The 9,861-nt window shown below is 70.9% G+C and carries 9 protein-coding genes; 7 read left to right on the forward strand and 2 right to left on the reverse strand.

Going from position 1 to position 9,861, the window contains the following annotated elements:
• The first annotated feature begins 159 nt into the window (after positions 1-159).
• Together groES and groL are read left to right on the forward strand one after the other, a co-directional pair.
• Entirely contained in the window at positions 160-468 is a 309-nt protein-coding gene (gene groES, locus ACFV9T_RS35335) for a co-chaperone GroES (RefSeq protein ID WP_009715799.1), read from the forward strand.
• A 140-nt stretch (positions 469-608) separates the two neighbouring features.
• Positions 609-2,234, forward strand: a complete 1,626-nt coding sequence (gene groL / locus ACFV9T_RS35340) for a chaperonin GroEL (RefSeq protein ID WP_385446609.1) — start codon at positions 609-611, stop codon at positions 2,232-2,234.
• A gap of 398 nt (positions 2,235-2,632) precedes the next feature.
• Here the strand turns inward: groL and ACFV9T_RS35345 are convergent, their stop codons facing one another.
• On the reverse strand, positions 2,633-3,406 hold the full coding sequence (locus ACFV9T_RS35345) for an SDR family NAD(P)-dependent oxidoreductase (RefSeq protein ID WP_385446610.1): 774 nt from the start codon (positions 3,404-3,406) through the stop codon (positions 2,633-2,635).
• Between the two features lie 136 nt (positions 3,407-3,542).
• Between ACFV9T_RS35345 and ACFV9T_RS35350 the strand changes: the two genes are divergently transcribed.
• Complete coding sequence (locus ACFV9T_RS35350) at positions 3,543-4,451, forward strand: LysR family transcriptional regulator (protein ID WP_385446611.1); 909 nt, start codon at positions 3,543-3,545, stop codon at positions 4,449-4,451.
• 111 nt (positions 4,452-4,562) lie between these two features.
• On the opposite strand, the gene ACFV9T_RS35355 is transcribed toward ACFV9T_RS35350, so the two are convergent.
• The gene (locus tag ACFV9T_RS35355; RefSeq protein ID WP_055557379.1) at positions 4,563-4,877 is read right to left on the reverse strand and encodes a WhiB family transcriptional regulator; all 315 of its coding nucleotides are present in this window, start codon (positions 4,875-4,877) and stop codon (positions 4,563-4,565) included.
• Positions 4,878-5,274: 397 nt separating this feature from the next.
• Here ACFV9T_RS35355 and ACFV9T_RS35360 point away from each other — a divergent pair, with 397 nt between their 5' ends.
• The 4 genes from ACFV9T_RS35360 to ACFV9T_RS35375 all read left to right on the forward strand — a co-directional run bounded on the left by ACFV9T_RS35360 (position 5,275) and on the right by ACFV9T_RS35375 (position 9,814).
• Positions 5,275-5,886 (forward strand): response regulator transcription factor, encoded by a 612-nt coding sequence (locus ACFV9T_RS35360; RefSeq protein ID WP_003948568.1) that lies wholly within the window; start codon positions 5,275-5,277, stop codon positions 5,884-5,886.
• Positions 5,887-6,202: 316 nt separating this feature from the next.
• Positions 6,203-6,814 carry a sigma-70 family RNA polymerase sigma factor gene (locus ACFV9T_RS35365; protein WP_009715794.1) on the forward strand — a complete coding sequence of 204 codons (612 nt, stop codon included), beginning with the start codon at positions 6,203-6,205 and terminating at the stop codon, positions 6,812-6,814.
• 127 nt (positions 6,815-6,941) lie between these two features.
• Positions 6,942-8,444: an IMP dehydrogenase gene (gene guaB, locus ACFV9T_RS35370; RefSeq protein ID WP_385446612.1), complete on the forward strand. Its 1,503-nt coding sequence runs from the start codon at positions 6,942-6,944 to the stop codon at positions 8,442-8,444.
• A gap of 245 nt (positions 8,445-8,689) precedes the next feature.
• Entirely contained in the window at positions 8,690-9,814 is a 1,125-nt protein-coding gene (locus tag ACFV9T_RS35375; protein ID WP_063736842.1) for a GuaB3 family IMP dehydrogenase-related protein, read from the forward strand.
• Positions 9,815-9,861 lie beyond the last annotated feature (47 nt).

A 9,861-nucleotide genomic window follows, 5' to 3' on the forward strand; every position in this document is an offset into this window, starting at 1 on the left:
GACGGAGTGCTAACCGCGTCATAATGTCAGGGCTGGCACTCGGCACCGCTGAGTGCCAAACACAGCGACGGGCAGGTCCGGCACCCGCGACGACGGATCCACCTGGTCGCCACCTCAGACAGTTAACCCCGTGAGATCTCCGAAGGGGGAGGTCGGATCGTGACGACCGCCAGCTCCAAGGTTGCCATCAAGCCGCTTGAGGACCGCATCGTGGTCCAGGCCGTCGAGGCCGAGCAGACCACGGCCTCCGGCCTGGTCATCCCGGACACCGCCAAGGAGAAGCCCCAGGAGGGCGTCGTCCTGGCCGTCGGCCCGGGCCGTTTCGAGGACGGCAAGCGGCTTCCGCTCGACGTCTCCGTCGGCGACGTCGTGCTCTACAGCAAGTACGGCGGCACCGAGGTGAAGTACAGCGGCGAGGAGTACCTCGTCCTCTCGGCTCGCGACGTCCTCGCGATCGTCGAGAAGTAATCACCGAAGTTTGCCTATGAGCCGCGCCCCGGTGCCCGTGTCACAGATACCCGGGGTCGGGGCGCGGTTCGTTTTTTTGACGCGACGGCGGCTGCCTCCGTACGGCGGCCGAGGATCGCAATGAGAGGACATACGCAACCATGGCGAAGATCCTGAAGTTCGACGAGGACGCCCGTCGCGCCCTTGAGCGCGGCGTCAACAAGCTTGCGGACACCGTCAAGGTGACGATCGGCCCCCGCGGCCGCAACGTCGTCATCGACAAGAAGTTCGGTGCTCCGACCATCACCAACGACGGTGTCACGATCGCCCGCGAGGTCGAGGTCGAGGACCCGTACGAGAACCTTGGCGCCCAGCTCGTCAAGGAGGTGGCGACCAAGACCAACGACATCGCGGGTGACGGCACCACCACCGCCACCGTGCTGGCCCAGGCGCTGGTCCGCGAGGGCCTGCGCAATGTGGCCGCCGGTGCCTCCCCGGCCGCCCTGAAGAAGGGCATCGACGCCGCCGTCAAGGCCATCTCCGAGGACCTGCTGGCCACCGCCAGCCCGATCGACTCCAAGTCCGACATCGCCGCCGTCGCCGGTCTGTCCGCCCAGGACAAGCAGGTCGGCGAGCTGATCGCCGAGGCGATGGACAAGGTCGGCAAGGACGGTGTCATCACCGTCGAGGAGTCCAACACCTTCGGCCTGGAGCTGGACTTCACCGAGGGCATGTCCTTCGACAAGGGCTACCTCTCGCCGTACATGGTGACCGACCAGGAGCGTATGGAGGCCGTCCTCGACGACCCGTACATCCTGATCCACCAGGGCAAGATCGGCTCCATCCAGGACCTGCTGCCGCTGCTGGAGAAGGTCATCCAGGCCGGCGCCAGCAAGCCGCTGCTGATCATCGCCGAGGACGTCGAGGGCGAGGCCCTCTCCACCCTCGTCGTCAACAAGATCCGCGGCACCTTCAACGCCGTCGCCGTGAAGGCCCCCGGCTTCGGTGACCGCCGCAAGGCCATGCTCGGCGACATCGCGACCCTCACCGGCGCCACCGTCATCGCCGAGGAGGTCGGCCTCAAGCTCGACCAGGCCGGTCTGGACGTGCTGGGCACCGCCCGCCGCGTGACCGTCACCAAGGACGACACCACCATCGTCGACGGCGGCGGCAACAGCGACGACGTGGCCGGTCGCATCAACCAGATCAAGGCCGAGATCGAGTCCACGGACTCCGACTGGGACCGCGAGAAGCTGCAGGAGCGCCTCGCGAAGCTGGCCGGTGGCGTGTGCGTGATCCGCGTCGGCGCGGCCACCGAGGTCGAGCTGAAGGAGAAGAAGCACCGTCTGGAGGACGCCATCTCCGCGACCCGCGCCGCGGTCGAGGAGGGCATCGTCTCCGGTGGTGGCTCCGCTCTGGTCCACGCCGCCAAGGTGCTGGAAGGCAGCCTGGGCAAGGAGGGCGACGAGGCCACCGGTGTCGCCGTCGTCCGCCGCGCCGTCGTCGAGCCGCTGCGCTGGATCGCCGAGAACGCGGGCCTCGAGGGCTACGTCATCACCTCGAAGGTCTCCGAGCTGGAGAAGGGCCACGGCTACAACGCCGCGACCGAGGAGTACGGCGACCTGGTGAAGGCCGGCGTCATCGACCCGGTCAAGGTCACCCGCTCCGCGCTGGAGAACGCCGCCTCCATCGCCTCGCTGCTGCTCACCACCGAGACCCTGGTGGTCGAGAAGCCCGCCGAGGAAGAGGCCGAGGCCGGTGGCCACGGCCACGGCCACGCGCACTGACGCGACCCGCGGCTAGCGCTCAGCGCACGCGAAGGCGCGGCCACCCCGTGTGGGGTGGCCGCGCCTTCGCGCGGTAGTGGGGCCCACGGCGTCGCGCGGTAGTGGGCTCCCGGTCTCGCGCGGTGGCGCGGTCCGCAGCTTTCGCGCGGTGGCGCGCCTCGTGGTGATGCGCCCCGGGTAGCGCGCCCCGGCCTCGCGCGCCCGGCGGCGGCGCGCTCCGCCGTCTCGCGTGTTCGTGCCCGGCGGTTTCGCGGTCGGGTGCCCCGGCACTTCGCGGGGTCGCGCCCCGGACCTGCGCGCTCGTGCCCGGCGGTTCCGCGCGGTGGCGCGCCCGGCGCGCTCGCGTCGTCCGGGCGGCGGGCCGCTCGCCCGGACGTTCATCCCCTGACCGGGATCCGTCATCCCTTGACCGGGGTCCGGCCCACCTTCGAGGAGACGCCCGCCACCGCCGCCCTCGGCACCAGCTTCGCCAGCCCCGTCATCGCCTTGTACCGCGGGTCCGGAATCGACAGCGTCTTCCCCCGCGCGAAGTCCTTCAGGGCCGCCGCGACCAGCCGGTCCGCGTCCAGCCACATCCAGTCCGGCACCTTCTCCGGCTTGATCCCGGCCCGGGAGTGGAACTCCGTCCGCACCAGTCCCGGGCACAGCGCCATCAGCCGCACCCCCGACCGCGCCAGGTCCTTCGCCGCGCCCTGCGTGAACTGCACGACCCACGCCTTGCTCGCCCCGTACGTCCCGCGCGGGAAGAAGGCCGCCACCGAGGCGACGTTGATCACCCCGCCGCGCCCCCGCGCCCGCATCGTCTTGGCGGCGGCGCTGGTCAGCCGCAGTACCGCCTCGCAGTGCAGCTTCAGCATCCGCAGCTCATCGGTGAGCGGCGCTTCCAGGTAGCGGCCGTTGTTGCCGAACCCGGCGTTGTTGACGAGCAGATCGACCGGATGCGTACGGTCCCCCAAGCGCTCCTCGACCGCGGCGATACCGGCGTCCTCGGACAGGTCGGCGCGCAGCACCTCCGCCTCGACCCCGTGCCGGTCGTGGAGGTCGGCGGCCTGGTCCCGCAGCCGCTTCTCGTCACGGGACACCAGCACCAGGTTGTGCCCGTCCGCCGCGAGTCGGCTCGCGAAGGCGGAGCCGATGCCCGCGGTGGTCCCGGTAATCAATGCAGTCGTCATACGCGCACGTTATCGGCAGGGAGATCACTCCGCGCCCGGGCACCGGGCCCCCGGGCGGCCCGCCCCGGCCGGGGCGCCGTCAAAGCCCTGGCGCGATATTCCGGTCCGCACCCAAGTGCCCCTTATGCTCGGGGGCATGATCGAGGCTCGTCATCTGAGGGTGCTGCGCGCGGTGGCCACCACCGGCTCCTTCTCCGCCGCCGCCCGCGAGCTGGGCTGCACCCAGCCCGCCGTCAGCCAGCAGATGAAGGCCCTGGAGCAGTCCACGGGGACGCCGCTGCTGGTCCGTACCGGGCGGGAGATGCGGCTGACCGAGGCGGGCGAGGCGCTGGTGCGGCACGCGGCGGGCATCCTGGCCGGGCTGACCGCGGCGGAGGAGGAGGTCGCGGCGCTCGCCGGGCTGCGGGCCGGGCGGGTGCGGCTGGTGTCGTTCCCCAGCGGCAGTTCGACGCTGGTGCCGACCGCGCTCGCCGGGATGCGCGCCGCCCACCCGGGGACCCGGGTCTCCCTGGTGGAGGCCGAGCCGCCGCGTTCGGTGGAGATGCTGCGCGGGGGCGACTGCGAGATCGCGCTCGCCTTCCGGTATCCGCAGGCCGCGCCGGACGCGGACCCGGCGGCCGGGTGGGACGACCTGGTGGTGCGGCCGCTGCTGCGGGACCGGCTGGTGGTCATGGTCCCGCGGGATCACCGGCTGGCCGGGGCCGGGACGGTGGGGGTCGGGGAGCTGGCCGAGGAGCCGTGGATCGCGGGCTGCCCTCGGTGCCGTCGTCATCTGGTCGAGGTGTGCGAGGCCGAGGGCTTCACCCCGCGCATCGACTTCGCGACGGACGACTACCCGGCGGTGGTCGGGCTGGTGGGCGCCGGGCTCGGGGTCGCGGTGCTGCCGGAGCTGGCGCTGGAGTCCGTACGGGCCAAGGGGACGGCGACCCTGCGGGTCAAGCCCGCGGTGCTGCGCGAGGTGGTGGCGCTGACGCTGCCGGATCTGGCGCGGGTACCGGCGGTGGCGGCGACCCTGGACCGGCTGGAGCTGGCGGCGCGGCGCTGACGCGTGTCTACGCGGCGCTGACGCGCGAAAGCCCGCCGATCGTCGGGGCAGGTCGGCGGTTATGAATATGGCGGAACGTTTCTGCAGTGAGGTGCGGAGCGGGAAGCCCGGTCAGGACCCCGGGGCTCCCGAGGAGGCGACCGTGCGATGACGGGCCCGCCCCATCAGTTCCTCGCGCTCGTCCTCGGTCAGCCCGCCCCACACCCCGTACGGCTCCCGTACGGCCAGGGCGTGCGCCGCGCACTGCGCCCGTACCGGGCAGCGCATGCACACCTCTTTCGCCGACATCTCGCGCGCGCTGCGGGCGGCACCGCGCTCCCCTTCCGGGTGGAAGAAGAGCGAGCTGTCGACACCACGGCACGCGGCCAGGAGCTGCCAGTCCCACAGATCGGCGTTCGGACCGGGAAGACGGGAGAAATCTGCCATTGCCTTGTCTCCTCGAAGCGATCGGCTGCGGACGCTGTGTCCCGGGTCGTACACCTACTGTGTAAGTAGATGTAAATATGACTCATTGCGAATCTAGCCACACAGACCGGCAAATTGGAAGCAAGGTCGCCAAATGCCACCGAAGGGGATGACCTTTGGGGGAGGCGTGACAGGGCGCGACCTGCGCGGGGAAGCGCCTCCGTGTCCGAGGGCTCACGTAGAGTGTCGAAGGTGGCCGCCGAACCCCGTAACTCTTTCGGGTGACCGTCGTTGAGAGTGCGGAGGCGGTTGATGGGTAAAGCTCTCGGACACATATCCGGGGCTGTCAATCGCTCAGGTGACGATATGTACCAGCCTGGAGGCTCAAGGTGACGCGCATCAGCTGCGGAGGGCGGCCATGACATCCGTCCTCGTCTGCGACGACTCCCCGCTCGCCCGAGAAGCGCTGCGCCGCGCGGTGGCGACGGTGCCCGGCGTCGAGCGGGTCACGACGGCGGCCAACGGCGAGGAAGTCCTCCGCCGGTGGGGCGCCGACCGCTCGGATCTGATTCTGATGGACGTGCGCATGCCCGGCCTCGGCGGAGTCGAGACCGTGCGGCGGCTGCTCTCCGCCGACCCCGGCGCCCGGATCATCATGCTCACGGTCGCCGAGGACCTCGACGGGGTCGCGCTGGCCGTGGCCGCCGGGGCCCGCGGTTATCTGCACAAGGACGCCTCGCGCGCCGAGCTGCGCGCGACCGTGACGCAGGCCCTCGCCGACCCGACCTGGCGGCTGGCCCCGCGCCGGCTGCGCTCCGCCGAGATGGGCGCCGCGCCCACGCTCACCGCGCGCGAGATCCAGGTGCTGGAGGGCATGAGCCACGGCCGGTCCAACGCGGAGATCGGCCGTGAGCTGTTCCTCTCCGAGGACACGGTCAAGACCCACGCCCGGCGGCTGTTCAAGAAGCTCGGCGCGTCCGACCGGGCCCATGCGGTGGCCCTCGGATTCCGCTGGGGCCTGGTCCGCTAAGCGGGCCGGGTCCGTATCGGCGATCCGAACATCACATGCTGCGCAGCGGGGGCGCTACGGTCCCCGTCCGCCGGGTGGCGGACGGGGCGAAAGCGTGCGCGGCGGCGGCCGTGGCAGCGACTGTGGCGGCGGCTTGTACCGGTTCCGCGCGCGATGCCGCATCCTTGAAGGTGTGGAGTTCCTCGGGGACGAGTCGGTCGGGCGTGAGGGGAGAGCGCAGGACGTGACGACTACCGGCGCACCTACTCATAACGCTTCAGCTCACAACTATGGACGCGATGCCACGGAGCCGCCGGGCCCAAGGCACCATGGACGGATGCGCGACGACGAGAGTCCAGGGCCCCCCAAGGGGGGTAGCCCAGGGGCGCCAGGGGCTATCGGCGCCCTCGTCGGGCGCGCGGTCGAGGGGGATGAGCAGGCCACTCACGACCTGCTGGCCCATGTGCATCCGCTGGCCCTGCGCTACTGCCGCACCCGGCTGTCCCGACTGCCGGGTGACGCTCGTCATTTCGTGGACGACCTGGCGCAGGAGGTCTGCCTCGCGGTGCTGTGCGCGCTGCCGCGCTACCGCGACACCGGCAAGCCCTTCGAGGCGTTCGTGGTGGCCATCGCCTCCCACAAGGTCGCCGATCTGCAGCGGGCGGCCATGCGGCACCCCGGTTCCACGGCGGTGCCCTCGGACGAGATGCCGGAGCAGCCGGACGATTCGCTGGGGCCCGAGGAGCGGGCGCTGCTGAGCAGCGACGCGGAGTGGGCCAAGAAGCTGCTCGCGAACCTTCCGGAGAATCAGCGCGAGCTGGTGCTGCTGCGGGTCGCGGTCGGGCTTACGGCGGAGGAGACCGGGCAGATGCTGGGCATGTCGCCGGGAGCGGTGCGGGTCGCCCAGCACCGGGCGCTCAGTCGGCTGCGCGCACTGGCCGAACAGTAGCGCGACCGGTCGCTCCAGGCGGCGTCACCAGCGGTATTCGTCGGTTGTCCACAGGGCGGAATGTGACACCGGGGATGGCCGTTAGCATGGGAGTCCGCGCTGGGGCAAGACCATTTGGAAGGGTGTCATGACTGACAACGTCGACGGAGTGCCTGAGAAGTTCGCGATGCTCGGGCTGACGTACGACGACGTGCTGCTGCTGCCGGGCGCCTCCGAGGTGCTGCCGAACGCGGTCGACACCTCGTCCAGGGTCTCGCGGAACGTGCGGGTGAACATCCCCCTGCTGTCGGCCGCCATGGACAAGGTCACCGAGGCCCGGATGGCCATCGCGATGGCCCGCCAGGGCGGCGCGGGCGTGCTGCACCGCAATCTGTCCATCGAGGACCAGGCGAACCAGGTCGACCTGGTGAAGCGCTCCGAGTCCGGCATGGTCACCGACCCGATCACGGTCCGGCCGGATGCCACGCTGCACGAGGCGGACGCGCTGTGCGCGAAGTTCCGCATCAGCGGCGTCCCGGTCACCGACGCCGCGGGCAAGCTGCTGGGCATCGTCACCAACCGGGACATGGCCTTCGAGGTGGACCGGGGCCGTCAGGTCCGCGAGGTCATGACCCCGATGCCGCTGGTCACCGGCAAGGTCGGGATCTCCGGTGACGACGCGATGCAGCTGCTGCGCCGCCACAAGATCGAGAAGCTGCCGCTGGTCGACGACGCGGGCGTGCTCAAGGGCCTGATCACGGTCAAGGACTTCGTGAAGGCCGAGAAGTACCCGAACGCGGCGAAGGACGGCGAGGGCCGGCTGGTCGTGGGAGCTGCCGTCGGCGTCGGCGACGAGGCGTTCGACCGGGCGCAGGCGCTGGTCGAGGCCGGGGCCGACTTCCTGGTGGTCGACAGCGCCCACGGCCACAGCCGGGGCATCCTCGACATGATCGCCAAGGTCAAGTCCAACGTCCCGGTCGACGTCGTCGGCGGCAACGTCGCCACCCGTGACGGCGCCCAGGCGCTCATCGACGCGGGTGTGGACGGGGTGAAGGTCGGCGTCGGCCCGGGCTCCATCTGCACCACCCGGGTGGTCGCGGGCATCGGCGTCCCCCAGGTGACCGCGATCTACGAGGCGGCCCGCGCCTGCCAGGCGGCCGGTGTGCCGCTGATCGGCGACGGCGGCCTGCAGTTCTCCGGTGACATCGCCAAGGCGATCGCCGCCGGTGCGGACACGGTGATGCTGGGCAGCCTGCTGGCCGGGTGCGAGGAGTCGCCGGGCGAGATGGTCTTCATCAACGGCAAGCAGTTCAAGTCCTACCGGGGCATGGGCTCGCTGGGCGCGATGCAGACCCGCGGCCAGGCCCGCTCGTTCTCCAAGGACCGCTACTTCCAGGACAACGTGCTCTCCGAGGACAAGCTCGTCCCCGAGGGCATCGAGGGCCAGGTGCCCTACCGTGGCCCGCTGGCCTCGGTCGCCCACCAGCTGGTCGGGGGCCTGCGCGCCTCCATGGGGTATGTCGGCTCGGCCTCCGTGACGGAGCTGAAGGAGAAGGGCCGCTTCGTGCGGATCACCTCCGCGGGCCTCAAGGAGAGCCACCCGCATGACGTCCAGATGGTCTCCGAGGCGCCGAATTACTCTGGCCGTTAGGGGGTGTCTTGTTGATCAGGCCGGATCAGCGAGCGGCGTCTGGTGCGGTGCATCGCAACCCGCGTGAGGAGAGCGCAGCGGCGCTGCGTGCGACGAGCGCGGGGCCGCGAGGTGCCGTGCCAGGCGTCGGGAGCCCGGCATGATCGGCAAGACACCCCCTGACCCGCGCGACCCCCGCGCGACGGGCTCCGCGCGGGGGATGGCGATACTGGTACGGCAGAACAAGCCAGCGAAAGGCACCCCACGTGACTGAGATCGAGATCGGGCGCGGCAAGCGCGGCCGCAGGGCGTACGCGTTCGACGACATCGCCGTCGTGCCGAGTCGTCGTACCCGGGACCCGAAGGAGGTCTCGATCGCCTGGCAGATCGACGCCTACCGCTTCGAGCTGCCGTTCCTGGCCGCCCCGATGGACTCGGTGGTCTCCCCGCAGACCGCGATCCGCATCGGTGAGCTGGGTGGTCTCGGGGTGCTCAACCTCGAAGGCCTGTGGACCCGGTACGAGGACCCGGAGCCGCTGCTCGCCGAGATCGCCGAGCTGGACGAGCGCACCGCCACCCGTCGGCTCCAGGAGATCTACGCCGAGCCGATCAAGGAAGAGCTGATCGGGCAGCGGCTGAAGGAGGTGCGCGACTCGGGCGTGGTCACCGCCGCCGCCCTGTCGCCGCAGCGCACCGCGCAGTTCTCCAAGGCCGTCGTGGACGCCGGGGTCGACATCTTCGTCATCCGGGGCACCACCGTCTCGGCCGAGCATGTCTCGGGTGCCGCCGAGCCGCTGAATCTCAAGCAGTTCATCTACGAGCTGGACGTGCCGGTCATCGTGGGCGGCTGTGCCACGTACACCGCCGCGCTGCACCTCATGCGCACCGGCGCGGCCGGGGTGCTCGTCGGGTTCGGCGGCGGCGCCGCCCACACGACCCGCAATGTGCTGGGCATCCAGGTGCCGATGGCCACGGCGGTGGCCGATGTCGCCGCCGCCCGCCGGGACTACATGGACGAGTCCGGTGGCCGCTATGTGCACGTGATCGCGGACGGCGGGGTCGGCTGGAGCGGCGATCTGCCGAAGGCGATCGCGTGCGGCGCGGACTCGGTGATGATCGGTTCGCCGCTGGCCCGCGCCACCGACTCGCCCGGCCGTGGCCACCACTGGGGCATGGAGGCCGTGCACGACGAGGTGCCGCGCGGCAAGCGCATGAACCTGGGCGTGGTCGGCACGACCGAGGAGGTCCTGCTCGGTCCCTCGCACACGCCGGACGGTTCGATGAACTTCTTCGGCGCGCTGCGCCGGGCGATGGCGACGACCGGCTACTCGGAGCTGAAGGAGTTCCAGCGCGTCGAGGTGACGGTCGCCCCGTCGAACGACAAGCGCTGAGCGCCTGTAGCCAAGAGGGAAGGCCCCGACCGCGATGCGGTCGGGGC

The organism is Streptomyces sp. NPDC059850, from assembly GCF_042731515.1.
Taxonomy (GTDB): Bacteria; Actinomycetota; Actinomycetes; order Streptomycetales; family Streptomycetaceae; genus Streptomyces.